Origin of the sequence: Ruegeria atlantica (assembly GCF_947495585.1) — a bacterium.
Classification (GTDB): Bacteria; Pseudomonadota; Alphaproteobacteria; order Rhodobacterales; family Rhodobacteraceae; genus Ruegeria; species Ruegeria atlantica_G.
In genome coordinates this window covers 533,039-557,911 of sequence record NZ_CANLZK010000001.1, presented here as the reverse complement: position 1 = coordinate 557,911, position 24,873 = coordinate 533,039, and the positions used below count along the sequence as shown (strand labels likewise).

Genomic DNA, 24,873 nt, shown 5'->3' with positions numbered 1-24,873 from the left:
GGCTTTGGCCGCCCTTTCCTATTTTGGCTGCTTTAGCTCGGCCTTCAACGCCGTATAGGCCCGTTTCGCATAATCCAACCGCAACTCATACCGTTCTGCTGGCACAATCCCATCGGGCACGTTCAGCCCTGCAGCAGACAAAACCTGCCTAACATGCGTTCCATATAGCGGAATGAATTGCGCCGACTGGCCGCTGAGCAGGTTAAACAATCGCCCCCCTGCCCACTTGGCGCGTCGGGCCGCAGTCTCCGCCGTGTCGATCCGGAAATGCAGTACCTGGTAAAGCCTGAGCGGTTCAAACGGCATTTGTTCCGCGCCAAGGTTCATGGCCGACAAGGCCGCCGTTTTGCGTTTGGCTGCGCGCCCCTTCAATTGTATGCGGACCCAACTCTGAACCGGTCGATAAGCCGGTAAATGGCTCAGGTCACTCATTTCAGGATTATCAATTTAATGCGCATCAGTCTTCTTTGAAAACAACCCGATCATCGGCCCGACCACCTTTGTCGCCACCGGGATCAGAACAAACCCCCATGCCAGACCGAACACACCGTCCATCGTCGCCTTGGATACCCATTCAACAACGCCGGTCCACTGCTCAGACACGGAATGACCAATGGCATAGGCCCAGTCGTGGATGTGGTGTCCCAGCCACCCAAAGCCCAGAACCTCCATCCCGTGAATGATGATGGAACCGCCGACCCACAACATCGCGGCGGTGCCGACTATGGACAGGATTTTCATGACAACCGGCATGGCTTTGACCAACCCGCGCCCAAGCCCTCGCCCAATCGGTGTCGGTGCGTTTTGCGCGAGGTACAGCCCGACATCGTCCATCTTCACGATCAGGGCAACTGACCCGTAGACCGCCACGGTGACACCGATCCCCACAACCGCCAAGGTCGCGGCCTGCATCCATAGGTTTGGGGCCTCAATCGCGGCCAGCGCAATCGTCATGATTTCAGCCGAAAGGATAAAATCTGTCTTGATCGCGCCTTTGACCTTTTGCTCTTCCAGATGGCCGGGGTCGCGAATGGCCATGTCTTCGTCGATAACGTGACTGCCATGAGGGAATAGGACATGAAATATCTTCTCGGCCCCTTCGAAACACAAATAAGAGCCGCCGATCATCAACAAAGGCGTAATCAACCACGGAGCAAAATTCGCCAGTAGCAAAGCAACCGGCAGCAGCAGGATAATCTTGTTGAATATGGAACCACGCGCGATGCGCCAAATGATGGGCAACTCGCGCGCCGGGGCGAATCCTTGAACGTATTTCGGCGTCACGGCCGCATCGTCGATGATCACACCAGCGGTCTTTGCACCCGCCTTTCCGGCCGCCGCGACCACATCGTCCACGGACGAGGCCGCAACCTTTGCAATACCTGCAACGTCATCCAACAGGGCCAACAGACCGCTCATGGTGTTTCCTTTCACTTCACCTGCCGCACCCGGAGCCTACCCGATCCGACGGCTAGCGCAAGCGTTAGCGCAACCGGTATAGGTTTGCGCTAACACGTTAAAAATATGTCACTTTTGGTCTTTTGAGAATGCGCTTTGACCGCTATATGGCGACCAAAGCAAGCGCATTTGGAGACAGCACATGACCATCAAGGTCGGTATCAATGGTTTTGGCCGCATTGGCCGCTGCACGTTGTCGCATATCGCGGCATCCGCCCGCAACGACATCGAAGTGATCAAGGTCAACGCAACCGGCCCGCTGGAAACTACAGCGCACCTGCTAAAGTATGACAGTGTCCACGGACGTTTCCCTCGCGATGTCGCAATCGACGGCAAAACCATGGATCTGGGCCGAGGCCCGATGGAGATGTTCTCGACCTATGACATGAATGAACTGGACTGGGATGGCTGCGATGTCGTTCTGGAATGCACCGGTAAATTCAATGACGGTTTGAAAGCAAAAACGCACTTGGATCGCGGTGCGCAAAAGGTCCTGCTGTCAGCCCCCGGCAAGAACGTCGATAAGACCATCGTGTATGGTGTAAACCACAACAGCCTTGTGACCGATGATAAAATGGTCTCGAACGGTTCGTGCACCACGAACTGCCTTGCTCCGCTTGCCAAGGTACTGGACGAGGGCATCGGCATCGAGAACGGCATCATGACCACGATCCATGCTTATACCGGCGACCAGCCGACCCTGGACCGCCGTCACAGCGATTTGTACCGCGCCCGTGCTGCCGCGATGTCGATGATCCCGACCTCAACAGGTGCCGCGAAAGCACTGGGCGAGGTTCTGCCCAACCTGAAAGGTCGCCTGGATGGTTCGGCCATTCGTGTTCCGACCCCGAATGTTTCTGCGGTTGATCTGACATTCCGCGCCGCACGTGATGTAACGGTAGAAGAAGTGAACGCCATCGTACGCGAGGCCTCGCAGGGTTCGATGCAGCGCGTTCTGGGCTATGAACCCGCGCCGCTGGTTTCGACCGATTTCAACAACACCGAAGAAAGCTCGATCTTCGCACCCGATCAGACCCGCGTGGTCGGCGACCGCATGGTTCGCGTTCTGGCATGGTACGACAACGAATGGGCGTTCTCGGTCCGCATGGCAGACGTCGCAGTTGCCATGGGTCGCCTTTACTAAGGTTGCTTTGAAATCTTGAACCTTTTCGCCCGCTCAGGTTAACTGGGCGGGCGTTTTCGTCCGGGGCTAGCATGACAAATCAAATCGCCATCTGGCTTGCCCTGCTCATTCTGGGCTTGTTCGTTATCAGCTATGCCCTCTTTGGAACCGAACAATTCGTGTTCCTTGGCAAGAAACTCTACTTCTTTCTGGACTGGCTCGCCTTCTGGCGTTGACTGAGGTTTTGCTTGACTTTTTCTTTGATCTGGCTTTGTTAGCGCTAACTTCATATTGGCCGCATATCGGACGGAGCAGGACATGACACTCAAGCTGGCAATCAACGGATTTGGACGGATCGGACGCGGCGTGCTGCGGGCGGTCATGGAATCCGGGCGCACGGATGTTGAAATCGTTGCGATAAACGACCTGGCAAAGCCGGAAATGAACGCGCATCTGTTCGAATTCGACAGCGTCCATGGCCGGTACGGCAAACCGGTCACTTTGACCGAGGCAGGCCTGGACGTTGGAAACGGTCCGATCCGCCTGAGCAGCGAGCGTGAGCCGGAAAAACTGGATTGGTCCGATGTGGACGTCGTTCTGGAATGCACTGGCGTATTCCGCACACGCGAAGCTGCATCCCGCCATTTCACGAACGGATCGAAGAAGGTATTGATCTCGGCCCCCGCCCGCGGCGATGGCGCTGTGAAAACGATCGTGTTTGGCGTTAACGATCACGAGCTTACGGCCGAAGATAACGTGGTGTCCAATGCGTCTTGTACCACCAACTGCCTGTCACCGGTGGCCGCAGCGCTGGACGCCGGGCTAGGCATTGTCCACGGCAACATGACCACGGTTCACGCCTACACAGCCAGCCAACCGGTTCACGACACTGCCGGCAAAGACCCTTACCTGTCACGCGCGGCGGCATTGTCGATGATCCCAACCACTACGGGCGCGGCCTCTGCCGTTGGCCTCGTCCTGCCGCAACTGGCCGGCAAGCTGACAGGTCAGGCCATTCGTGTCCCAACACCGAACGTGTCCGTGGTTGATCTGGTCGCCGAAGTCTCGCGCCCGACAACCGAGGACGAAGTCAACGCGCTGTTTACCGAAGCCGCAGCTAAAATCCCCGGGGTTCTGGCGGCAGAGAACCGCCCGCTGATCTCGGTGGATTTCAACCACGACCCACACAGCTCGACCATTTCGCTGCCGGAAACCAAGGTGACCGACGGCACGCTGGTGCGTGTACTGGCATGGTATGACAATGAATGGGGTTTCTCGAACCGGATGCTGGACACCGCCGCAGCGATGGGTGCCCTAGCCTAAACGGTCACGCAGCGCAGCATTGACGCGGGGCGTGACGAATTTCGACACGTCCCCGTCCAACCGGGCGATTTCCTTAACCAACTTGGAGGCAATGGCCTGATGCCGCGCCTCGGCCATCAGGAAGACCGTCTCGACCGTGTCGTCCAACGCCCGGTTCATCCCGACCATCTGGAATTCGTATTCAAAATCCGCGACAGCCCTCAGCCCGCGGACAATGATCTGCGCCCCAACATCGCGGGCGCAGTCGATCAGCAGGTTTTCAAAGGGATGCGCAACGATTTCAGTTCCCGTTTGCTCGGTCAGATGGGCGCATTCCGCCTCGATCATCGCAACGCGTTCCTCAAGTGAGAACAATGGGCCCTTGTCGCGGTTGATCGCAACGCCAATGACGAGTTTGTCCACCAAAGCAGCCGCACGGCGAATGATATCGATATGACCCAAGGTGATTGGATCGAATGTTCCGGGATATAATCCAACCCTCATCGCGGCCTCCTGCGCAATAAAATTTCTGCGCAAGCAAACATAACTTCGCCGCAGGTGCAAGAGGCAGCTTTGGGGTTCAAGGGCCTCAATGCCCCATGATCATGCCTTGCAGCGCGTCTTTTTCCATAGCCAGTTCTGCCAGCTGCGCCTTTACCACGTCGCCCAGTGTGACGATCCCCACCAGCTTGCCATCTTCGACAACGGGCATGTGGCGAAAGCGCCCTTCGGTCATGCGGGTCATGATATCCTGAACCGTGTCCTGCTGAGTGGCTGTCACAAGGTTACGGGTCATATAGGCGCTGACTGGCTGCGCCAGGCAACCACTGCCGCTTGCGGCCAGCTCCCTTACGATGTCCCGCTCGGAAAGGATGCCAGATGCCGTTTCGCCGCCATCTTCTGATACAATAACCGTCCCGATCCGTTTTTCGGCCAGGATTTTCGAGGCGTCAGCCACAGTGATTGTCGGGCTGACTGTCTCGACCCCTCCGGTGGCCTTGGATTTCAGAATGGCCTGAACGAGCATAAGCGTAACCTCCGAAATAATGTCCTGTTTTCCAAAGCGTTGCCGGAATGCTTAAACCTGTCAAGGTGACACTTGAGCCTCAAGCCGCTCAACCTCTTCCCGAATACCCTGCGTCAAGGCCTGCGCAAACCGGTTCAATCTTTCATTCCGCTGATCGCCCTGATGTCGCACCAGGTGAAAACTCCGGGTCAAACTCACCTGATCCGCCAGGATTTTCTGCAGGTTGGGATGAAACGGCAAGGTGAAGTCATGCGCCACACAAACCCCCGTTCCAAGCGTGGCCTGCCGCAGCTGAACCGACACCGAATTCGATGCAAGCGCGACACGGTCAACACCGATATCCACTAGATAATCCAGCTCGCGGTCAAAGATCATATCCGGAATGTAGCCAATCATGCGATGGCCACTCAGGTCCTGGATCGAACGGATTGCCGGGTAAGAGGCCAGATAGTCGCGCGTCGCAACAAGGTGCAGTTTGTAATCGGTGATTTTCTGGACCAGAAGGCTCCCAGCTGTTGGTGCACTGACGGTCACCGCCATATCAGCCTCGCGCCGGGACAGGTTGATCACGCGCGGCAGGGCCAGAATCTGAATATCCAGATCGGGGTTTGCATCGCTGATTTTCGCGCAGACCTGCGGCAAAAGATAGTTGGCCGACCCGTCCGGCGCGCCAATCCGTATTTGTCCGCTGAACGTTTTCGACGTGCCCGCCATCGCGCCAGCTGCCGCGCGCATCGCCTCTTCGGCTTTCAGCCCGTGTTCCATCAGGCGTTCGCCCGCAGCGGTCAAAAGGTAGCCTTGTTGCGACTTGGTAAACAGGGGGGCTTCCAATGAGGCTTCCAACCGAGCAATCCGCCGCCCGACGGTGGCTGGGTCTATCTTGAGCTGACGCCCGGCAGCCGAAAGGCTTTCTTCGCGCGCGACGGCCAGAAAGACCCGCATATCATCCCAGTTTGGTGTCACGCCCTGCCCTTTGCATTTTTGCAAAACATCTTTGGGACATTGCCTCTGTTCAAGCAATTTATGCAAGCCTATTGTGCGCACAAACGCATCGGAGGAGATCTGCAATGACCGAGCTGTCCCATTTCATCAACGGCGAGAATGTCGCCGGAACCTCAGGACGATTTGACGACGTCTTTAACCCCGCCACTGGCGAGGTTCAGTACAAGTGCCCGATGGCAAGTGCTGCTGAAACCACGGCGGCAATCGAAAGCGCAGCCGCCGCGCAGCTTGCCTGGGGTGCAACCAATCCACAGAAACGCGCACGTGTCATGATGGCCATGGTTCACCTGATGAACCGCGACATGGACAAACTGGCCGAGGCGCTCAGCCGCGAGCATGGCAAAACCATCCCAGACGCCAAGGGCGACTTGCAGCGCGGTCTGGAAGTGATCGAATACTGCATCGCCGCACCGCAGATGCTGAAGGGTGAGTTCACCGACAGCGCAGGCCCTGGCATCGACATGTATTCCATGCGGCAGCCGCTGGGTGTTGTTGCATCCATTATGCCGTTCAACTTCCCAGCCATGATGCCGCTTTGGCACGTAGGCCCTGCCCTGGCCTGCGGCAACGCAGTGGTTCTGAAACCGTCCGAGCGTGATCCCTCCGTTCCCCTGATGCTAGCAGAGCTGTTTGTCGAAGCCGGCCTGCCCAAGGGCGTCTTCCAGGTCGTCAATGGCGACAAAGAGGCCGTGGACACTCTGCTGGACAGCGATACCATTCAGGGCGTGTCCTTTGTTGGCTCGACCCCGATCGCGCAATACATCTATTCCCGCGCGACTGCGAACGGTAAGCGCGCGCAGTGTTTCGGCGGCGCCAAGAACCACATGATCGTCATGCCTGACGCGGATCTGGATCAGGCGGCCGACGCTTTGGTCGGTGCCGGGTTTGGCGCGGCGGGCGAACGCTGCATGGCCATCTCGGTTGCTGTGCCCGTTGGCGAAGAAACAGCCGACGCACTGATCGAAAAGCTGATTCCACGCGTTGAAAAGCTGAAGGTCGGCCCCTACACCGCCGGCGATGACGTCGACATGGGCCCAGTTGTAACCGGTGCTGCCAAAGAGCGTATTCTTGGTCTGATCAACTCGGGCGTAGAACAAGGCGCGAAGCTGGTTGTTGATAACCGCGACTTCAGCTTGCAGGGCTATGAGGACGGCTTCTTTGTCGGCCCACACCTGTTCGATAACGTGACGCCTGAGATGGACATCTACAAGCAAGAGATCTTTGGCCCGGTTCTGTCGACCGTGCGCGCAGGCTCTTATGAAGAAGCGCTGAAACTGGCGATGGATCACGAGTACGGCAACGGCACTGCAATCTTCACTCGCGATGGTGACACCGCCCGCGACTTTGCCAGCCGTGTGAATATCGGCATGGTCGGGATCAACGTTCCGATCCCTGTTCCGCTGGCCTACCACACCTTTGGCGGCTGGAAAAAATCTATGTTTGGTGACCTGAACCAGCACGGTCCGGACAGCTTCAAGTTCTACACCCGCACGAAAACCGTCACAGCGCGCTGGCCGTCGGGCATCAAAGAAGGTGGCGAATTCAACTTCAAAGCGATGGACTGATTCTTTGCCTAACAAACGCCAAAGGCCGCCCTATCGGGCGGCCTTTATTGTTGAGTGACAAAGGGTTAGTTCTGTAGGAACGCACTCAGATCTGCCAATTTGGTTTTCAACTCTTATGATACGCGAACTTCCAAGGTTTCCGTTTTCTTGATCATATCGTGCGGTCTCCGAAGTACTGTGGGTCTGTCCTTTGGAATTGGATCAAACAGGTCAGAAAAATACCCCAAGCTTGTCCGTAAAACAGCAAAAACCTGTCCGGACACCGAGTATTCCCCCGTCCGGACAGGCAATAAACTGCGTCAAATGTGTAAATCTCACGGAAAATTTAAGCCAAGCATCTGGCCCTGAGGGACAGCAGTTACTAAATTGCCGGAAACCATAGAGCATTCCTTCAGGAGGCATCCGTGTCCAGTTCCCGTATTAATCGTCGTACCGCCTTGCTGGGTGCTGCGTCCGTCCTAGCGACGCCGACGCTTCTGCGCGCCCAAAGCTCAGATGCTTTCCCAACAACAGAAGAGGCGATCAGCACGCAACTGCCGGTGCGCCGCAATGTCTCGTCCTTCTCGCAACAGAACTGGCAGGACCATTTTGACCAGCTGGGCGCTGGGGCTTTGCTGGCCGATATCACAAGCCGCGCGGTGCACTATTGGGGCCCCGATGGCACCTACAAGCTGTACCCTAGTTCGGTACCGATGAGCGAAGAGCTGACGAAGCGCGGTTATACCGAGGTTGTGCGCAAGGCTGAAAATCCTAGTTGGACACCAACCGCGTCGATGCGCGAGCGTGATCCGCTTTTGCCAGTGCGTATGGAAGGTGGTGAACCAGGCAACCCGTTGGGCACCCGTGCAATGTATCTGGGCTGGCCAGCCTATCTTGTGCACGGCACCCACGATACGCGAAAAATCGGGCGCCAAAGCTCGTCCGGGTGCATCGGCCTGTACAATCAACATGTCGAGGAATTGTTTCCTCTCGTCCAGGTCGGAACCCAGGTCAGACTGGTCTAACGACAAAGCCCCGGCCATAAGGACCGGGGCTTTTTCATGAAATCAAAGTATCTTATTCCGGCAGGATCACAGCGTCGACAACGTGGATCACACCATTGCTGGTCTCAATATCGGCCTGAATGACTTCGGCACCGTTAACTTTCACGCCGTTCTTTGCATTTACGCTCAGGCGATCGCCTTGCACGGTCAGAACCTTGGCGCGCTTGCCAGCGATGTCACCGGACATCACCTTGGCGGGAACCACGTGATAGGTCAGAATTTCGACCAGTTGGTCTTTGTTCTCCGGCAACAGCAGTGTTTCCACCGTACCTTCGGGCAGTGCCGCAAAAGCGTCATCAGTCGGTGCGAACACTGTGAACGGTCCGTCACTTTTCAACGTGTCGACAAGCCCCGCAGCCTGAACGGCGGCGACCAATGTGTTGAAGGACCCGGCCGATACTGCGGTATCCACGATATCTGCAGCCTGTGCTTTTACAGGCAGTGTCAGTGCAATTGCGGCGGCGGCGCCCATAAACGTACGACGAAACATGGCTGTCATCTCCTCTCCAGCTAGTTATGGAAAGGGGTACGGGCGCTTAGTCGCGCCGGATCACTAACAGATCAATTTTCTTTGACCTGAACCCATATGCTTTGGGCGCGACCGTCTTTCAAAAATGGCAAGGATTCGACCGCATCGGGGCGATCCTGTTGAAGGTAGTATCCGGGCCAAAGCATTGAATATGCACCAGATTGCAGGAGTGCATGCAGCATGTACTGCTCACCCCAGCCCGGGCAATCATAGAAGAACCGTTTGGGATATTCATAAGGCAGAAAAACATCGTGCACATGAATGATCACACCGGGTTTGAGCGCCGGAATGATACGGCAGAACAGGTGCGCGACGTCATTGCTCATGCGAACAACGTGACTGGAATCGATGAACAATACGTCACCGGATTCGAGTTTCTCGAACAGTGCCGGATCGACTTCTTCCAGACGTTTTTGTTCGAACTCATCCACCACATGCGCGATATCTGCCCGTGGATACGGATCGATTGCGGTGACGTTGGTCTGCAACCCGCCGTCGATAATCGCCTGCCGAGTCACACGGGTCGAGTTGCCGCAACCCACCTCGATCACGCGTTTTGGTTTGAACCTGCGTATCATCAGATACAGCGCATCCGCATCCGGGCTGTCGTAGTACCCATTGTTGATACGATAACCGGTCTTGTTGTGCACCGGGTCCTTCAATGCTTCCAGAGAAACAGAGTGTTCTTGGTATTCCGACACCAATTGAGTGATGTCGAACCCTTCCATACCCGGTGACAGAGCATAGGCAGGTCGGGTCAGACCCCCTGCCCGTTCAAACGCCTCAAGGCGCGCGCGCTCGTCCCGTTCGGTCACTTTGTCGATCAGTTTCACACCAAACCGGTCAAGCGCGGCGTTCAGCCGGGGGAATTTCCTTGGTTTCACGGGGCGCTCCGGGTTTGGTGACAGTCTAGACGCCTCCTTACCTGTGCGCATGGGGGCTTCGCAAGAACCCAGCTGGCAAACACTTGGCAAAAAGACAATTTCCGTATTCACTGGTTGGAACAAAGTTGCGAGGGCCGGAATGCAGCAGGAATTTACGCTGGGCATCGAAGAAGAGTATCTGCTGGTTGATCGAGACAGTCTGGAACTCGCCGAAGCGCCTGCCGCGTTAATGGAAGCCTGCCAGGCCGATTTTGAAGGACAGGTCAGCCCCGAATTCCTGCAATGCCAAATCGAGGTCGGTACGCGACCGCATGTGACCATCAGCTCTGCGCGCGAGGATCTGAAACGCTTGCGGTCCTGTGTTTCGAAACGCGCCGCCGAGCACAATCTTGCCCCAATCGCTGTTTCCTGCCACCCCTTTGCCGACTGGAAAAAACAGCAACATACGCGCAAAGACCGATATGACGCGCTGCAACACGCGTTGGGCGGAGTGGCGCGGCGTATGCTAATCTGTGGCATGCATGTCCATATCGGGGTGGCCGATTCAGCCTTGCGCGCCGACCTGATTCCGCAGCTGTCCTACTTTCTGCCGCATCTCTTGGCCTTGTCGACGTCATCGCCCTATTGGAACGGTGAGGACACAGGACTGTCTTCGTACAGGTTAACGGTGTTCGACAACTTACCCCGCACCGGACTCCCGCCGATCTTTTCCGGCTGGTCCGAATATGAGCGTACTACGGGCGTTCTGGTCGAACTGGGCGTGATCGAAGACACCACGAAAATCTGGTGGGATTTGCGACCGTCGCACCAATATCCAACGCTGGAAACCCGGATCATGGACGTGCAGCCCCGCATGGAGCATGCACTTTCACTGGCCGCAATGGTTCAAGCGTTAACGCGCATGCTATGTCGCTTGAAAGACCGAAACCTCAGGTGGCGACAATACGATCGATTCCTAATTGGCGAAAACCGCTGGCGTGCACAGCGCTATGGCGTTGGCGAAGGGATGATTGACTTCGGAGATCGCTCAATCAAACCCATGCCGGAACTTATGGGCGAATTGATGGGTCTGCTGGCCGAAGATGCCGAAGCGCTGGGCACCATGACCGAGTTGGCCAAACTACAGCAGATTGCCCAGAACGGCACCTCGGCCACTCGCCAGCGCCGGGTACATGCCGAGGCAGCGGCAAAAGGTGATGACCCCGGCAAGGCTGTGGTTCAACACTTGATTGACGAATTCCATCAAGACCTCTGAACCTTGGCACGTTTTCCCGCACAAGAATGTGCCCGTGATTGATGGCTGTGCAAAATTTCTGTAAGGATTGGGAAATAAACACTCGTTCAATTCAACGGGCAGCGTGGGAGGCAATCCATGGATTTCGCAACAACCGAAGAGCAGAATGCAATCTTCGACATGGCCCATGATTTTGGGCAGGAAAACATTGCCCCATATGCCCGCCAGTGGGAAGCCGACGGCACCATCCCCAAAGACCTTTGGCCGCGCATTGGTGAACTGGGTTTCGGCGGCCTTTATGTTTCAGAGGACAGCGGCGGTTCTGGCCTGTCTCGTCTAGACGCCACGCTTGTGTTCGAAGCTTTGTCGATGGCCTGCCCCTCGGTCGCGGCCTTTCTGTCGATCCACAACATGTGTGCCAAGATGCTGGACAACTTTGCCTGTAACGAGCTGAAGTCCCGTATCATGCCCGATGTTCTAAGCTTGAACACCGTGCTCAGCTATTGCCTGACCGAGCCCGGCTCTGGTTCGGACGCGGCCGCTTTGAAAACCCGTGCTGAACGCACGAACGAAGGCTATACCCTGAACGGCACCAAGGCGTTTATCTCGGGCGGCGGGTATTCGGATGCCTATGTTTGTATGGTGCGCACCGGTCAGGATGGACCCAAGGGCATTTCGACGGTCTATGTCGAGGATGGCACCCCGGGCCTTAGCTTTGGTGCGCTTGAACAAAAGATGGGGTGGAAAAGCCAGCCTACAGCTCAGGTACAGTTCGACGATTGCAAGATCCCTTCCGACAACCTTGTCGGTGTCGAGGGCGACGGTTTTAAATACGCGATGAAGGGATTGGATGGCGGACGTCTGAACATCGCGTCCTGTTCTCTAGGTGCCGCACAAACCGGGTTGACCATGACACTGCAATACATGTCCGAGCGGAAGGCTTTCGGGCAGTCCATCGACCAGTTTCAGGCCCTTCAGTTCCGTCTGGCAGATATGGAGATCGAATTGCAGGCCGCCCGGACATTCCTGCGTCAGGCGGCGTGGAAGTTGGATCAGGGCGCGCCCGATGCGACAAAGTTCTGCGCTATGGCCAAGAAATTCGTGACAGAAACGGGATCGAAAGTGGTGGACCAATGCCTGCAATTGCATGGCGGCTATGGCTATCTGGCCGATTACGGTATCGAAAAGCTTGTACGCGATCTGCGCGTGCATCAGATTTTGGAAGGCACGAACGAGATCATGAGGGTCATCGTTGCCCGCCAGATGCTCTCTCAGCGCTGAGGACTTTATGTCAGACATCTATATTCGCACAGCAGGCCGTGCCGGTCGTATCACCCTGACCCGGACCAAGGCGCTGAATGCGCTCAGCTATGATATGTGCCTGGCCATCGACACCGCTTTGCGCAACTGGCGTGAGGATGACGCGGTCGATCTGGTCATTCTGGATGCCGAGGGCGACAAGGCCTTTTGCGCGGGCGGTGACATTGCCGAGCTTTATGAGACCGGCACAAAGGGCGATTTTGAATATGGCCGAAAGTTCTGGCGCGATGAGTACCGCTTGAATGCTCTGATCTTCGAATACCCAAAACCGGTAGTCAGCTTCCTACAAGGTTTTACGATGGGTGGAGGCGTCGGCATCGGGTGCCATGGCAGCCATCGCATCGTGGGTGAAACGTCGCAAATCGCCCTGCCCGAATGCTCGATCGGTTTGGTTCCGGATGTCGGCAGCACGCTAATGCTGGCACTCGCACCCGGACGGCTTGGTGAATACCTCGGCACAACCGGGCATCGCATGGGGCCAGCCGATGCCATTCTGGCCGGTTTCGCAGATCATCACATTCCGATCCAGCAATGGCCGGATCTGATCGACATGCTTGAAGCATCCGGCGACGCCAGCATTCTTGAAAGCCATTCCGACACGCCGCCCGAAGGCTCGTTGGTCGCAATGCAAGATGCAATTGAGACGGATTTCGGGGGCGAAACGCTTGGAGATATCCAGAACAACCTGCGCAACTCGAACAATGACGCCGCCGCTGACGCACTGAAGTTGATCGGGCGCAATTCGCCACTCTCCATGGCTTGCACGGTCGAGATGCTGCACCGTCTCCGCACTCCAAACCTGACCATGCGCAAGGCGTTGGAGCTGGAGTATCGCTTCACCTATCGCGCGATGGAACACGGGGACTTTCTGGAGGGTATCCGGGCGCAGATCATCGACAAGGATCGCAACCCGAGCTGGCGCCATCAGAACCAAGACATACCGGCTGTCGCTGTTTCAAAGATGCTACAACCTTTGGGCGCGAACACGCTGACTTTTGAGGAGGATTAAGGAATGAAAATCGGGTTTATCGGTCTGGGCAACATGGGCAATCCGATGGCGGCCAACCTTGCCAAAGCAGGGCATGATGTCAGCGGCTTTGATATGGCGGATGTCACCGTGCCGGGTGTCACTATGGCCAGCTCCGGCCCTGAGGCCGCGACCGATGCCGACATCGTCGTGACCATGCTGCCGAACGGACAGATCCTGCGGGCGGTGGCAAATGAGATCATTCCCGCCATGGCGCCCGGAGCGGTCTGGATCGACTGTTCGACGGTCGATGTAGACAGCGCCCGCGCCGTTGCCGAGCAAGCCAAGGAAGCGGACGTTCTCGCAGTCGACGCCCCGGTGTCGGGCGGCATCGGCGGTGCGGCAGCGGGTACGCTGACTTTCATGGCCGGCGGTAGCGACGCGGCGTTTGAAAAGGCATCGCCGCTGTTCGACATTATGGGTCAGAAAGCCGTGCATTGCGGCGAATCCGGTGCCGGTCAAGCGGCTAAGATTTGCAACAACATGATCCTGGGTGTGACCATGATCGCCACCTGCGAAGCCTTTGCATTGGCCGACAAGCTTGGGCTGGACCGGCAAAAGATGTTTGACGTGGTCAGCACGTCCTCGGGCTATAGCTGGACGATGAACGTCTACTGCCCCGCCCCGGGCGTTGGACCTGCCAGCCCGGCGGACAACGACTATCAACCCGGATTTGCGGCCGAACTGATGCTAAAAGATCTGCGGCTCAGCCAGCAAGCGGCAGAAAGCTCGGACGCAGACACGCCCATGGGACAGGTTGCAACAGCGCTTTATGAGGAATTCGTCGAATCCGAAGACGGGCTGGGTAAGGATTTTTCCGCCATGCTGCCACGGTTTGAAAAGCGTACCAGGGGCTAGTCGCCGCAGGGTGCAGATTCCTACCCATCGGGTTGACCGGCGGACAAACAGCGGCCATCTGTTTCCTAACCGCGCTTTAACGCGAAAGGAAACATGATGTCGCGAATTCTGTCTGCTACTTTGACCATTGTCGCGCTTTCGTTGAGTCCGGCTACAGCAATGGCAGGGAACGGAAAGAGTAAGGCGGGTCATTGCCCGCCAGGCCTGGCAAAAAAAGCAGTGCCCTGTGTTCCGCCGGGTCAGGTAAAAAACCTGTACAAAAAGGGCGACTATATCACGCGCGACTACCGCTGGATCAATGATCCCTACCGTTATGGTCTGAATCGCGGCGGATCCTACATTCGCGCGGGCAATTACGTTTATCGTGTCGACCCCGAAACGCAAAAGGTGCTGAACCTGATCGGTGCAGTGGCTGATATTCTTTACTAAAGAACAGCACTATTCCGCAGCAACGCGCGCACCATCCAACATCGGCTTGAGATACCTGCCGGTATGGCTGCGGTCGACCTCGGCCACATTCTCGGGTGTCCCGGTTGCCACGATTTCACCACCGCCATCGCCGCCTTCCGGGCCGATATCAATGATGTGGTCGGCGGTTTTGACGACATCCAGATTGTGTTCGATCACAACAACGGTATTGCCCTGATCGACCAGTTCATGCAGCACTTCCAACAACTTGCGCACGTCTTCGAAATGTAGACCAGTGGTCGGTTCATCCAGAATATACAATGTCCGCCCGGTCGAGCGTTTGGACAATTCTTTTGAAAGCTTCACGCGCTGCGCCTCGCCACCCGAAAGTGTGGTCGCCTGCTGCCCAACCTTAATATAACCAAGCCCGACCCGCGCCAGTGCGTCCATTTTATCGCGGATCGACGGCACGGCCTTAAAGAACTCCTGCGCGTCTTCGACGGTCATATCAAGGACATCGGCGATAGACTTGCCTTTGAACTTGATCTCCAGCGTTTCGCGGTTGTACCGCGCGCCCTTACAGGTTTCGCAGGTGACGTAGACGTCGGGCAGGAAGTGCATCTCAATCTTGATGACGCCGTCACCCTGACAGGCCTCGCACCGGCCGCCCTTGACGTTAAAGCTGAACCGTCCCGGTTTGTAGCCGCGCGCCTTCGCCTCGGGCAAACCGGCAAACCAATCGCGGATCGGTGTGAAGGCGCCGGTGTAAGTCGCTGGATTCGAACGCGGAGTTCGCCCGATAGGGCGCTGGTCAATGTCGATGACCTTGTCCAGATGCTCCAACCCTTTGATGGTTTCGCAGGGCGCCGGCGTTTGCCGTGCGCCGTTCAGACGCATGGAGGCAGTTTTAAACAGCGTCTCAATCGTAAGCGTCGATTTTCCGCCGCCGGAGACACCTGTGACACAGACAAACTTGCCCAGCGGAAACTCGGCAGTCACGTTTTTCAGGTTGTTCCCGGTCGCTTTGACGACCGTAACCTTCTTTTTGTTCCCTTTGCGTCGCTCAGCCGGGACCGAGATCTCGCGGGTTCCCGACAAGTATTGCCCGGTCACAGAGGCTGCATCAGCCGCGATCTGGTCAGGTGTGCCCTTACTGACAACCTGACCACCATGCACTCCAGCCCCCGGACCGATGTCAAAAACATAATCCGCCTCGCGGATCGCTTCCTCGTCGTGCTCGACGACAATCACGGTGTTACCCTGGTCACGCAGGTTCTTGAGCGTCCCAAGCAAGCGGTCGTTGTCCCGCTGGTGCAGACCGATGGACGGTTCATCCAGAACGTACAAAACCCCTGTCAAACCCGATCCGATCTGACTGGCCAGACGAATGCGCTGGCTTTCACCACCAGACAAGGTACCACTTGAGCGGGACAGCGTAAGGTATTCCAAACCAACGTTATTCAGAAATCCAAGCCGTTCACGGATTTCCTTGAGAATGACACGCGCGATTTCGTTTTTCTGCGCACTCATGTGATTTGGGGCGTCTTCGATCCAGGCCAAGGCCTCGCGGATCGACATCTGAACAACCTGCCCAACATGCATACCTGCAATCTTAACCGCCAGCGCCTCGGGACGGAGGCGATAGCCTTCACAGGCACCACAGGGACGGTTGTTCTGATACCGCTCAAACTCTTCACGGATCCACGCGCTGTCGGTCTCGCGATAGCGGCGCTGCATATTCGGGATCACGCCCTCAAAGCTGCGGGTGACCTGATAGACCCGCCCGCCTTCATCATAGCGGAATTGGATTTCTTCGTCGCCGGAACCGCGCAGAAACACGTGCTGCACCTTTGGCGGCAGGTCCTTCCACGGCGTGTTCTTATCGAACTCATAGTGTCGGGCAATCGCTTCGATGGTCTGCAGGAAGTACGGCGACTTTCCCTTGCGCCAGGGCGCCAACGCCCCGTCGTACAGTTTCAGGGTCTGGTCCGGCACCACAAGGCGTTCGTCAAAGAACAGCTCAACACCCAGGCCATCACAATCCGGGCACGCCCCGAACGGAGCGTTGAACGAAAACAAACGGGGTTCGATTTCAGGAATGGTGAAACCGCTGACGGGACAAGCAAAGTTCTCGCTGAACGTGATCCGTTCCGGATCGCCCTCACGCGGCGCGGTTTCGAGAACGGCGATACCGTCGGCCAAGTCCAAAGCAGTACGCAAACTGTCGGCCAGCCGGGTCTCCATCCCTTCGCGCACGACCAATCGGTCGACGACGACATCAATGTCATGGCGATATTTCTTGTCCAGCGTGGGCGGTTCATCCAGCTCGTAGAATTCTCCGTCGACCTTCACGCGCTGAAAACCCTGCTTGCGCAGTTCGAGGAATTCTTTTTTGTATTCGCCTTTGCGATCGCGCACGATGGGGGCGAGGAGGTATCCGCGTGTCCCCTCCTCCATCGTCATGATACGGTCGACCATGTCCTGAACTTGTTGCGCCTCAATCGGCTGCCCGGTGGCGGGGCTGTACGGCGTTCCGGACCGGGCAAATAACAAGCGCATATAGTCATAGATCTCGGTGACCGTTCCGACGGTCGAACGAGGGTTCTTGGATGTAGTCTTCTGTTCAATCGAGATGGCCGGTGAAAGGCCGCTGATGTGGTCCACATCCGGCTTTTCCATCATGTCCAGAAACTGGCGCGCATAGGCTGACAGGCTTTCAACGTAACGCCGCTGGCCCTCGGCATAGATCGTGTCGAAAGCCAAAGACGACTTACCAGACCCCGACAGCCCGGTGATCACCACAAGCTGATCACGTGGGATGTCCACGTCGATCCCTTTGAGGTTATGTTCGCGCGCTCCACGCACTTCGATATTCTTCAGCTCAGCCATTTTTGGCCCCCAACACACAAGTGTCTTAGAAATAGGTGAACGACGCTGGAACTCCAACAGAAAAATTAGAACAAAGCAAGAACTGTCATCTATTCGCCGATCCGGCAAAGCAGCATCGCATTTGACACGCAGAAGCGTGGCACAAATTACGAATTTACCGCTGACTTAAAGGAAAATGGCGCGGTTGACGGGGCTCGAACCCGCGACCCCCGGCGTGACAGGCCGGTACTCTAACCAACTGAGCTACAACCGCGCATCTATTTTCGTGATCCCTTAACCCGGATCCAGGCTGACAGCAGTGGCGCGGTTGACGGGGCTCGAACCCGCGACCCCCGGCGTGACAGGCCGGTACTCTAACCATCTGAGCTACAACCGCCCGCTGTCTGTTCATCGCTGAACGTTTGGGTGTATTATGGCTACGCCCCGACATCGTCAAGCGGCGTTTTGAAGTTTTTTCAAAGAACCTGATTTTTTCCGATTGAGCCACTCACCCCCGAGGCCGCAAAACCAGCTTTTCATGAGGTGGATCGAATTCACCACCGGCCATCTTGCCAACCAATCCGAGTCGCTGTAACAGCAGCGCCTACGGGTGATTAGCTCAGTGGTAGAGCGCTTCGTTCACATCGAAGATGTCAGGAGTTCAAATCTCTTATCACCCACCATTCCACTTCCTCAGAATCAACGCCTTCTAAGGCCTTGAAATTACAATACTTGCCAGCTTGCATTTCAGCTGCGTATCGTTCTTGCATCTGCCGTGTGATCAACCGGCGCTGATGCACGAGGTTTCGCATGGCCAAATTGAAACGGGATATTGGCCTTGTTGGCCTGACCTTCATTTCGGTCGGTGGAATTATCGGTTCCGGCTGGTTGTTCGGCCCCCTCCTCGCAGTTCAACACGCAGGTCCTGCCGCTATCCTTTCGTGGATCATTGGCGCGGTGGCCATGTTCGTTCTTGCGATAACCTTCGCCGAGATTTCGGCCATGCTGCCCATTCCCGGAGGGATCGCCCGCGTCCCCCAGTTTTCGCACGGAAACATCGTTTCGATGGCAATGGGGTGGACCGCCTGGATTGGGTACAACACCACCGCCCCGATTGAGGTCGAGGCGATGCTTAAATACCTCGGGCCTTATGCTCCGTGGCTGCACACAGCCGATACGGGCGATTTGACCGGCGCAGGTATCGCCGTGGCGTTGTTTTTCATGTTGTTGTTCGTTGTCATTAATGCGCTGGGGGTAAAATTCTTTACGCAAGTGAACGCGACGCTGACATGGGCCAAAATTGCCATTCCGATCGTTCTGTCGATTCTGCTGATCGCAAGTCGATTTGACACTGGGAACTTCACCCAACCGGGTGGTTTTGCGCCGTACGGCTTGCAGGGCATCATGGCGGCTGTTTCAACCGGAGGCGTCATCTTTTCCTTCATCGGTTTCCGCCATGTGGTCGATATGGCCGGTGAGGTTCGAAACCCCAAAGTAGCCATTCCTGCGGCGCTGGTGCTGTCCATCATTCTGTGTGCAGCCATTTACGTCGGATTACAGATTGCATTTATCGGCGCACTTGACCCGGAGATGCTGAAGAACGGCTGGGCAAGCCTGAATTTTAGCGGTCAGGGGCCATTGGACGGGGTCATCCTATCGGTTGGGATCGTCTGGTTCCTGAGCGTTTTGAACATAGGTTCGGTCATTGGCCCCTTTGGCAACGGTTTGGTGTCCACCGGTTCGAACGCGCGTATCGCGATGGCCTTGTCACAGAACGGGTTCCTGCCAAAGCGTTTGCAAATACTGTCCTCATTTGGGGTGCCCTTGTGGGCCTTGGCGCTGAACTTTCTGATCGGAATTCTATTCCTTCTTACGGTCCCGTTCACCACCGTTATTGCCCTGAATGGCGCCGCCATAGTCGTATCTTTTGCCGTTGGGCCAATCGCCGTTGTGTGCCTGCGCCGCCTGATGCCGGACCACCCGCGGTCCATTCGCATCCCCTTCGTTAAAGTGGTGGCCATCACGGCCTTCGCTGTCGCCACGCTCATCGTCTATTGGAGCGGATGGGACACCGTTTGGCGGCTTGGCATCGCGTTGATCGTCGGGTTTGTTCTTCTTCTGGCACGGTTTCATAGTCGGCTGGACGAAATGGACGTGACCGAGGCCCTGTGGCTGATTCCCTATTTCGGAGGGATCGGCCTGATCTCGTTCCTGGGACAGTTCGGGGAAGGTGCGCTTAAGCAAATCCCCTTCGGTTGGGATATTTTGCTGTGCGTCCTGTTTTCAGTCATCATTTTTGGTCTAGCGGTCCGATCCTCCCTATCCGCCAAAAAGTTTCAAACTTACATCGCCGAGGAAGAGGTACTGGACCCGAAGAAGCCTGTTATCGGCTTCTGAAAAGGAAAAAGGCGGGGAAGACCCCGCCTTTTCTTTGTCTATCGCCTATCGCTTAGTGCGTCGTGGCAGACGGGCTTGCGCTTTCAGTGGCCTTCGCAGCGGCTGCGGCAGCCTCTTCGGCGGCCTCATCCCACTCAATCGCTTCCGGCTCACGTACCAGTGCCAGTTTGAGAACTTCGGACACGTGCTCTACCGGAATGATCTTCAGACCTTCTTTCACGTTGTCCGGGATCTCGGCCAGGTCCTTTTCGTTCTCTTCCGGGATCAGAACAGTCTTGATGCCACCGCGCAGGGCCGCCAGCAGTTTCTCTTTCAAACCACCAATCGGCATCGCGTTGCCACGCAACGAAACCTCACCCGTCATCGCGATGTCCTTACGAACCGGAATACCGGTCAGCACGGATACGATCGAGGTCACCATGGCCAGACCAGCCGAAGGCCCGTCTTTCGGAGTCGCACCATCCGGCACGTGCACGTGGATGTCTATCTTGTCGAACTTGGGTGGCTTCACCCCAATCTGAGGCGAAATTGACCGCACATAGGACGACGCCGCATCGATGGATTCCTTCATCACATCGCCCAGCTTGCCGGTGGTCTTCATCCGACCCTTGCCCGGCAGTTTCAGCGCCTCGATATGCAACAGATCACCACCGACCGATGTCCACGCCAGACCGGTGACAACACCAACCTGATCGTCCTGTTCGGCCAGGCCATAGCGGAACTTGGGCACGCCCAGGAACTCATCCAGATTGTCTGGCGTCACCGTTACAGATTCAGCCTCTTTCTTGATGATCTTGGTCAGCGACTTCCGCGCCACCTTGGCGATTTCACGTTCTAAGTTCCGAACGCCAGCTTCCCGCGTGTAAGTGCGGATGATCGAATGCAGCGCGTCATCGGTCAGTTCGAACTCCTTGGCCTTCAGGCCGTGGTTCTTCACCTGCTTGCTGATCAGATGCTGTTTGGCGATCTCACTTTTTTCGTCCTCGGTGTAACCGGCCAGCGGAATGATCTCCATCCGGTCCAGCAAAGGCCCAGGCATGTTGTAGCTGTTGGATGTGGTCAGGAACATCACGTTGGACAGGTCGTATTCGACCTCAAGGTAGTGGTCCATGAATGTGCTGTTCTGCTCCGGGTCCAACACCTCGAGCATCGCCGAAGCCGGGTCACCACGGAAGTCCTGCCCCATCTTGTCGATCTCGTCGAGCAGGATGAGCGGGTTTGTGGTCTTCGCCTTTTTCAGCGCCTGGATGATCTTACCAGGCATCGAACCGATATAGGTCCGACGGTGGCCACGGATCTCGGACTCGTCACGCACACCGCCCAGCGAGATGCGAATGAACTCACGCCCCGTCGCACGTGCAACCGACTTACCAAGCGAGGTTTTACCCACACCCGGAGGGCCAACAAGGCACATAATCGGGCCCTTCAGCTTTTTCGACCGCTGCTGAACAGCCAGATATTCGACGATCCGTTCCTTGACCTTCTCAAGGCCATAGTGGTCGGCATCCAGAATGTCTTGCGCGCGGCCCAGATCCTTTTTCACGCGGGATTTGGTGCCCCACGGCAAGGCCAAAATCCAATCCAAGTAGTTGCGGACGACGGTGGCCTCAGCCGACATCGGGCTCATGTTACGCAGTTTTTTCAGCTCGCCTTCGGCCTTTTCACGGGCCTCTTTCGACAGCTTGGTCTCTTCGATCTTGGCTTCCAGCTCAGCAACTTCATTGCTGCCATCCTCACCGTCGCCAAGTTCCTTCTGAATGGCCTTCATCTGCTCATTCAGATAGTACTCGCGCTGCGTCTTCTCCATCTGGGTTTTGACACGTGTCTTGATCTTTTTCTCGACCTGCAGAACCGACATTTCGCCCTGCATCAGGCCATAGACCTTCTCAAGCCGCTCGCTGACGCTTAGGGTTTCCAGCAGGTCTTGCTTTTGTTCAACTTCAATCCCCAAATGACCCGACACAAGGTCAGCCAGCTTTGCCGGTTCGGTGGATTCTCCAACTGCGGTCAACGCTTCTTCGGGGATGTTTTTGCGCACTTTCGCGTAACGCTCGAATTCATCCGCAACCGTGCGCTGCAGTGCTTCGGTTGTCGTAACGTCGCCCGGAATTTCGGTCAAATACTCGGCGCGCGCCTCAAAAAATTCTTCGTTTTCAAGGAATTCCGTGATCATCACACGGGCTTGGCCCTCGACCAGCACCTTCACGGTGCCGTCCGGCAATTTCAGCAATTGCAGTACATTGGCCAACACACCAGATCGGTAGATGCCGTCCTCGGTTGGGTCATCGTCGCTCGGGTCGATCTGGCTGGACAACAGTATCTGCTTGTCGTCCTGCATCACTTCTTCCAGCGCTCGGACGGATTTTTCCCGACCGACGAACAGCGGCACGATCATATGCGGGAAAACCACGATATCGCGCAGCGGCAGCACTGGGTATGAGGAGTTCAGGGGCTCTTGCATGCTCTATCCTTATCATTGGCAAGACGGCTCTGGTCCCTCATCGAGGCAACGCCCGGCCGTCTCCTGTCTTGGACGATAAAGGTGGGGCAGTTACCGCCCTATTTCAACCTTACCGCCATCTCTCATAGTGAGAATGACCTGAGGTGTTCGGGACTGCAAGGCACCTGATGGACTATTCGGTGATTTTGATCACCAAAACGCCAAGCGCCTATCAAACAGGCTCAATATCGCCTTGCGCGCGCTGCGCATGGAACTCGACCTGCCACGCATCGAATGTTCCGGCAGCGATGGCGTCACGCATCCCCTGCATGATCTCCTGGAAATAATGCAGGTTGTGCCAGGTCAGCAGCATGCCAGAAATCATTTCATTCGAACGGAACACGTGGTGCAGATAAGCGCGGGAGTAGTTTGTACAGGCAGGACACGTGCAGTGTTCATCCAACGGGCGCGGATCATCTGAATGGCGGGCATTCTTGATGTTCACCACGCCGTAGCGCGTGAATACCTGCCCTGTACGCCCCGAACGGGACGGCAACACGCAATCCATCATGTCAATGCCACGCGCAACAGCGCCAACGATATCATCCGGTTTTCCAACGCCCATCAGATAACGAGGTTTGTCGACCGGCAGCATATCCGGCGCAAAGTCCAGCACGTCGAACATCGCTTCCTGGCCTTCACCCACGGCAAGACCACCGACGGCGTAACCTTCGAAACCGATCTCTTTCAGCGCCTCGGCCGATTCCTTGCGGAAATCCTGCTCAAGTCCGCCCTGCTGAATGCCGAACAAAGCATGACCCGGGCGATCCCCGAAAGCATCACGCGACCGCTCGGCCCACCGCATCGACAGGCGCATCGACTCGGCAATTCGATTCCGGTCAGCGGGCAGCGCCGGGCACTCGTCGAAACACATGACGATGTCGGACCCCAACAGGCGCTGAATCTCCATCGATCGCTCCGGCGTTAATTCGTGGCGCGAGCCGTCGATATGAGATTTGAAGGTCACACCCTTTTCGGTCAGCTTGCGCAACCCGGCCAGCGACATAACCTGAAACCCACCGGAATCCGTCAGGATCGGCCGTTCCCAATTCATGAACTTGTGCAACCCGCCCAAACGGTCGATCCGCTCGGCTGTCGGACGCAGCATCAAGTGATAGGTGTTGCCCAACAGGATGTCCGCTCCTGTGGCGCGTACGCTTTCCGGCATCATCGCTTTGACCGTTGCCGCGGTGCCAACCGGCATAAAGGCCGGCGTGCGCACCTCACCGCGTGGAGTATGGATTACCCCGGTGCGCGCTTTGCCGTCCGTGGCTTTCAGGTCAAATGAGAAACGGTCTGTCATGTGAATGCCTCAGGGTCGCTGAACCGGGCAGCAATTGCCCGATCTTCGCTGGTATTGCAAGCCGTCAGGGCAATGACGCAACGCGGTCAGTGAACAGGTTGACAACCCCTGCCCCGTCCACATCCCGGCATACGCGCACCGTTGGTCTGTTGGCCTCCGGTCGGGTTGCCCCGATTTGCGGACCATCTACCTCAATCTGAAGCCCGGTTTCGACTATCTCGAACATGGGTTCGTGGGTGCAGGCAATCACAGCCGTCGAGTCGTGCAGGCCGCACCCCTCCAATCCGCCGATATCCTTGTAGAACTTCAGATAAAATTTCGAGATGTCGCGCAGGAAACCGCCCATGTCAACGGAACGCGCCGCCAATGCATCAAAATCCGCAGTCTCGTACAGAGTTTTCAGCGTGACATCCAAACCGACCAGAACGGTATCTGGCGGAGACGCGAACACTGCATCCGCAGCCTGCGCATCGTGATAGATGTTGGCCTCTGCATGCTCTGTGATGTTTCCGGGGCAAAACACGGCACCGCCCATGATCACCAGTCGCTTGATGTTGCCTGCAAACTCTGGGTCCAACCGCATTGCATCGGCGACGTTGGTCAACGGCCCAATGGCGCAGACGACCAGCTCACCCTTGTGTTCCCGCGCCTGCTCGACAAGGAATTCGGCCGCCGTCAGGGGGTGATTTTCCCCAATCTGCGGGATGTCAGTCAAATCACCGAATCCTTCGGGGCCGTGCACGTGCTCGGACGGGTCGTATGTGGTCGCACCAACTGGAAGCGGCGCCCCCTCAGCCACTGGCGCGTCCAGTCCCAGTTTATGGAGCAAGAACCGTGCGTTGCGGCTGGATTGGTGCACATGCGTGTTGCCGAAAACCGTGGTCAGGCCGATCAGGTCTATTTCTGGTGCAGCGGCGGCATAGGCAATGGCCATCGCATCGTCGATGCCCGGATCTGTATCAATTATCAGTTTCATCCCCGCCCGATAGCGCAATCACAACCGGATGCAAAGCAGCCACATTCAA

General features: G+C 56.7%; 22 protein-coding genes and 3 tRNA genes. 12 read left to right on the top strand and 13 right to left on the bottom strand.

What is annotated here, in order from left to right:
* Positions 1-18: 18 nt before the first annotated feature.
* Together QMP16_RS02710 and QMP16_RS02705 are read right to left on the bottom strand one after the other, a co-directional pair.
* On the bottom strand, positions 19-432 hold the full coding sequence (locus tag QMP16_RS02710) for a hypothetical protein (protein ID WP_282151122.1): 414 nt from the start codon (positions 430-432) through the stop codon (positions 19-21).
* 15 nt (positions 433-447) lie between these two features.
* Positions 448-1,419, bottom strand: a complete 972-nt coding sequence (locus QMP16_RS02705; protein WP_282151121.1) for a DUF808 domain-containing protein — start codon at positions 1,417-1,419, stop codon at positions 448-450.
* Positions 1,420-1,600: 181 nt separating this feature from the next.
* Here QMP16_RS02705 and gap (QMP16_RS02700) point away from each other — a divergent pair, with 181 nt between their 5' ends.
* The 3 genes from gap (QMP16_RS02700) to gap (QMP16_RS02690) all read left to right on the top strand — a co-directional run bounded on the left by gap (QMP16_RS02700) (position 1,601) and on the right by gap (QMP16_RS02690) (position 3,904).
* Entirely contained in the window at positions 1,601-2,602 is a 1,002-nt protein-coding gene (gene gap / locus QMP16_RS02700; RefSeq protein ID WP_282151120.1) for a type I glyceraldehyde-3-phosphate dehydrogenase, read from the top strand.
* Between the two features lie 71 nt (positions 2,603-2,673).
* Complete coding sequence (locus QMP16_RS02695) at positions 2,674-2,817, top strand: hypothetical protein (RefSeq protein ID WP_282151119.1); 144 nt, start codon at positions 2,674-2,676, stop codon at positions 2,815-2,817.
* An 82-nt stretch (positions 2,818-2,899) separates the two neighbouring features.
* Entirely contained in the window at positions 2,900-3,904 is a 1,005-nt protein-coding gene (gap, locus tag QMP16_RS02690) for a type I glyceraldehyde-3-phosphate dehydrogenase (RefSeq protein WP_282151118.1), read from the top strand.
* On the opposite strand, the gene coaD is transcribed toward gap (QMP16_RS02690), so the two are convergent.
* The 3 genes from coaD to QMP16_RS02675 form a co-directional block, all read right to left on the bottom strand.
* Positions 3,896-4,387 carry a pantetheine-phosphate adenylyltransferase gene (gene coaD, locus QMP16_RS02685; protein WP_058271515.1) on the bottom strand — a complete coding sequence of 164 codons (492 nt, stop codon included), beginning with the start codon at positions 4,385-4,387 and terminating at the stop codon, positions 3,896-3,898. The two genes, gap (QMP16_RS02690) and coaD, sit on opposite strands and share 9 nt — an antisense overlap.
* A gap of 85 nt (positions 4,388-4,472) precedes the next feature.
* Entirely contained in the window at positions 4,473-4,910 is a 438-nt protein-coding gene (locus QMP16_RS02680; protein ID WP_282151117.1) for a CBS domain-containing protein, read from the bottom strand.
* 60 nt (positions 4,911-4,970) lie between these two features.
* Positions 4,971-5,873, bottom strand: a complete 903-nt coding sequence (locus QMP16_RS02675) for a LysR family transcriptional regulator (protein ID WP_282151573.1) — start codon at positions 5,871-5,873, stop codon at positions 4,971-4,973.
* Positions 5,874-5,977: 104 nt separating this feature from the next.
* On the opposite strand from QMP16_RS02675, the gene QMP16_RS02670 reads away from it, so the two are divergent.
* Together QMP16_RS02670 and QMP16_RS02665 are read left to right on the top strand one after the other, a co-directional pair.
* Positions 5,978-7,477 carry a CoA-acylating methylmalonate-semialdehyde dehydrogenase gene (locus QMP16_RS02670; protein WP_058271513.1) on the top strand — a complete coding sequence of 500 codons (1,500 nt, stop codon included), beginning with the start codon at positions 5,978-5,980 and terminating at the stop codon, positions 7,475-7,477.
* A gap of 404 nt (positions 7,478-7,881) precedes the next feature.
* Positions 7,882-8,481: a L,D-transpeptidase gene (locus QMP16_RS02665; RefSeq protein WP_282151116.1), complete on the top strand. Its 600-nt coding sequence runs from the start codon at positions 7,882-7,884 to the stop codon at positions 8,479-8,481.
* A 52-nt stretch (positions 8,482-8,533) separates the two neighbouring features.
* Here the strand turns inward: QMP16_RS02665 and QMP16_RS02660 are convergent, their stop codons facing one another.
* A complete protein-coding gene (locus tag QMP16_RS02660) occupies positions 8,534-9,010 on the bottom strand; it encodes a fasciclin domain-containing protein (RefSeq protein WP_108859083.1) in 477 nt (158 codons plus the stop codon).
* Positions 9,011-9,081: 71 nt separating this feature from the next.
* Positions 9,082-9,933 (bottom strand): class I SAM-dependent methyltransferase, encoded by an 852-nt coding sequence (locus tag QMP16_RS02655; protein ID WP_282151115.1) that lies wholly within the window; start codon positions 9,931-9,933, stop codon positions 9,082-9,084.
* A gap of 139 nt (positions 9,934-10,072) precedes the next feature.
* Between QMP16_RS02655 and QMP16_RS02650 the strand changes: the two genes are divergently transcribed.
* From QMP16_RS02650 to QMP16_RS02630, 5 genes are all read left to right on the top strand, one after another.
* Complete coding sequence (locus QMP16_RS02650; protein ID WP_282118526.1) at positions 10,073-11,188, top strand: carboxylate-amine ligase; 1,116 nt, start codon at positions 10,073-10,075, stop codon at positions 11,186-11,188.
* A gap of 117 nt (positions 11,189-11,305) precedes the next feature.
* Positions 11,306-12,448: an acyl-CoA dehydrogenase family protein gene (locus tag QMP16_RS02645; RefSeq protein WP_282151114.1), complete on the top strand. Its 1,143-nt coding sequence runs from the start codon at positions 11,306-11,308 to the stop codon at positions 12,446-12,448.
* 7 nt (positions 12,449-12,455) lie between these two features.
* Complete coding sequence (locus QMP16_RS02640; RefSeq protein WP_282151113.1) at positions 12,456-13,496, top strand: enoyl-CoA hydratase/isomerase family protein; 1,041 nt, start codon at positions 12,456-12,458, stop codon at positions 13,494-13,496.
* Positions 13,497-13,499: 3 nt separating this feature from the next.
* Positions 13,500-14,372 (top strand): 3-hydroxyisobutyrate dehydrogenase, encoded by an 873-nt coding sequence (gene mmsB, locus QMP16_RS02635; protein ID WP_282151112.1) that lies wholly within the window; start codon positions 13,500-13,502, stop codon positions 14,370-14,372.
* A gap of 96 nt (positions 14,373-14,468) precedes the next feature.
* The gene (locus QMP16_RS02630) at positions 14,469-14,801 is read left to right on the top strand and encodes a hypothetical protein (RefSeq protein ID WP_282151111.1); all 333 of its coding nucleotides are present in this window, start codon (positions 14,469-14,471) and stop codon (positions 14,799-14,801) included.
* A gap of 9 nt (positions 14,802-14,810) precedes the next feature.
* Here the strand turns inward: QMP16_RS02630 and uvrA are convergent, their stop codons facing one another.
* From uvrA to QMP16_RS02615, 3 genes are all read right to left on the bottom strand, one after another.
* On the bottom strand, positions 14,811-17,669 hold the full coding sequence (uvrA, locus tag QMP16_RS02625; protein WP_282151110.1) for an excinuclease ABC subunit UvrA: 2,859 nt from the start codon (positions 17,667-17,669) through the stop codon (positions 14,811-14,813).
* A 176-nt stretch (positions 17,670-17,845) separates the two neighbouring features.
* Positions 17,846-17,922 (bottom strand) — tRNA-Asp (locus QMP16_RS02620).
* Positions 17,923-17,968: 46 nt separating this feature from the next.
* Positions 17,969-18,045 (bottom strand) — tRNA-Asp (locus tag QMP16_RS02615).
* A gap of 211 nt (positions 18,046-18,256) precedes the next feature.
* Here QMP16_RS02615 and QMP16_RS02610 point away from each other — a divergent pair.
* Together QMP16_RS02610 and QMP16_RS02605 are read left to right on the top strand one after the other, a co-directional pair.
* Positions 18,257-18,331: transfer RNA gene (locus tag QMP16_RS02610), tRNA-Val, on the top strand.
* Positions 18,332-18,458: 127 nt separating this feature from the next.
* Positions 18,459-20,045, top strand: a complete 1,587-nt coding sequence (locus QMP16_RS02605; RefSeq protein ID WP_282151109.1) for an APC family permease — start codon at positions 18,459-18,461, stop codon at positions 20,043-20,045.
* Between the two features lie 52 nt (positions 20,046-20,097).
* Here the strand turns inward: QMP16_RS02605 and lon are convergent, their stop codons facing one another.
* From lon to QMP16_RS02590, 3 genes are all read right to left on the bottom strand, one after another.
* On the bottom strand, positions 20,098-22,506 hold the full coding sequence (gene lon, locus QMP16_RS02600) for an endopeptidase La (RefSeq protein WP_058277828.1): 2,409 nt from the start codon (positions 22,504-22,506) through the stop codon (positions 20,098-20,100).
* A 211-nt stretch (positions 22,507-22,717) separates the two neighbouring features.
* On the bottom strand, positions 22,718-23,848 hold the full coding sequence (tgt, locus tag QMP16_RS02595; protein ID WP_282151108.1) for a tRNA guanosine(34) transglycosylase Tgt: 1,131 nt from the start codon (positions 23,846-23,848) through the stop codon (positions 22,718-22,720).
* A 64-nt stretch (positions 23,849-23,912) separates the two neighbouring features.
* A complete protein-coding gene (locus QMP16_RS02590; protein WP_282151107.1) occupies positions 23,913-24,824 on the bottom strand; it encodes a nucleoside hydrolase in 912 nt (303 codons plus the stop codon).
* Positions 24,825-24,873 lie beyond the last annotated feature (49 nt).

Excerpts from the sequence above, each read along its gene's own strand:
- QMP16_RS02605 (WP_282151109.1), top strand. The coding sequence starts at position 18,459 with ATGGCCAAATTGAAACGGGATATTGGCCTTGTTGGCCTGACCTTCATT.
- QMP16_RS02590 (WP_282151107.1), bottom strand. The coding sequence starts at position 24,824 with ATGAAACTGATAATTGATACAGATCCGGGCATCGACGATGCGATGGCC.
- QMP16_RS02640 (WP_282151113.1), top strand. The coding sequence starts at position 12,456 with ATGTCAGACATCTATATTCGCACAGCAGGCCGTGCCGGTCGTATCACC.
- QMP16_RS02680 (WP_282151117.1), bottom strand. The coding sequence starts at position 4,910 with ATGCTCGTTCAGGCCATTCTGAAATCCAAGGCCACCGGAGGGGTCGAG.
- mmsB (WP_282151112.1), top strand. The coding sequence starts at position 13,500 with ATGAAAATCGGGTTTATCGGTCTGGGCAACATGGGCAATCCGATGGCG.
- QMP16_RS02630 (WP_282151111.1), top strand. The coding sequence starts at position 14,469 with ATGTCGCGAATTCTGTCTGCTACTTTGACCATTGTCGCGCTTTCGTTG.
- lon (WP_058277828.1), bottom strand. The coding sequence starts at position 22,506 with ATGCAAGAGCCCCTGAACTCCTCATACCCAGTGCTGCCGCTGCGCGAT.
- tgt (WP_282151108.1), bottom strand. The coding sequence starts at position 23,848 with ATGACAGACCGTTTCTCATTTGACCTGAAAGCCACGGACGGCAAAGCG.
- QMP16_RS02705 (WP_282151121.1), bottom strand. The coding sequence starts at position 1,419 with ATGAGCGGTCTGTTGGCCCTGTTGGATGACGTTGCAGGTATTGCAAAG.
- QMP16_RS02670 (WP_058271513.1), top strand. The coding sequence starts at position 5,978 with ATGACCGAGCTGTCCCATTTCATCAACGGCGAGAATGTCGCCGGAACC.
- gap (WP_282151118.1), top strand. The coding sequence starts at position 2,900 with ATGACACTCAAGCTGGCAATCAACGGATTTGGACGGATCGGACGCGGC.
- QMP16_RS02660 (WP_108859083.1), bottom strand. The coding sequence starts at position 9,010 with ATGTTTCGTCGTACGTTTATGGGCGCCGCCGCCGCAATTGCACTGACA.
- QMP16_RS02710 (WP_282151122.1), bottom strand. The coding sequence starts at position 432 with ATGAGTGACCTGAGCCATTTACCGGCTTATCGACCGGTTCAGAGTTGG.
- uvrA (WP_282151110.1), bottom strand. The coding sequence starts at position 17,669 with ATGGCTGAGCTGAAGAATATCGAAGTGCGTGGAGCGCGCGAACATAAC.
- QMP16_RS02650 (WP_282118526.1), top strand. The coding sequence starts at position 10,073 with ATGCAGCAGGAATTTACGCTGGGCATCGAAGAAGAGTATCTGCTGGTT.
- QMP16_RS02695 (WP_282151119.1), top strand. The coding sequence starts at position 2,674 with ATGACAAATCAAATCGCCATCTGGCTTGCCCTGCTCATTCTGGGCTTG.
- coaD (WP_058271515.1), bottom strand. The coding sequence starts at position 4,387 with ATGAGGGTTGGATTATATCCCGGAACATTCGATCCAATCACCTTGGGT.
- QMP16_RS02645 (WP_282151114.1), top strand. The coding sequence starts at position 11,306 with ATGGATTTCGCAACAACCGAAGAGCAGAATGCAATCTTCGACATGGCC.
- gap (WP_282151120.1), top strand. The coding sequence starts at position 1,601 with ATGACCATCAAGGTCGGTATCAATGGTTTTGGCCGCATTGGCCGCTGC.